This is a genomic window from Microbacterium maritypicum MF109 (assembly GCF_000455825.1).
Classification (GTDB): domain Bacteria; phylum Actinomycetota; class Actinomycetes; order Actinomycetales; family Microbacteriaceae; genus Microbacterium; species Microbacterium maritypicum_A.
The window spans coordinates 1-405 of sequence record NZ_ATAO01000153.1; the positions used below are offsets into that span (position 1 = coordinate 1).

Here is a 405-nt window from a genome sequence, read left to right on the forward strand (position 1 = left end):
GGAGCCGACCTGCGCACCGGCGACGAAGTCGTTCACGCCGGCGAGCGCCTCGGACCCTTCCAGCTCGCCGCCGCAGTCGCGGCCGGCATCGTCGAGGTCTCGGTGACGCGGGCTCCGCGCGTGGCCGTGGTGTCGACGGGCAGCGAACTGCTCGCGCCGGGCGAAGCCCCCGCCCGCGGACGCATCCCCGACTCGAACGGTCCCCTGCTCGAACAGCTGGTCGCCGCAGCCGACGCCGAGGTGGTGCTGGTCGCGCGGGTTCCCGACGAGGCCGACGCCGTCCGAGCCGTGACCGCCGAGGCCGTCGCGCGCGGAGCCGATGTGATCGTGTTCACCGGCGGCGTGAGCGCGGGCGCCTACGAGCCGGTGCGCGGGGCCTTCGACGGCGGAGGACAGGTCGAATTC

The 405-nt window shown here is 75.1% G+C and carries 1 protein-coding gene; it reads left to right on the plus strand.

Annotation, left to right across the window (positions count from 1 at the left end; translation table 11 throughout):
• A partial coding sequence (locus L687_RS29210; protein WP_021199345.1) for a molybdopterin-binding protein occupies positions 1-405 on the plus strand: 405 nt, incomplete at both ends.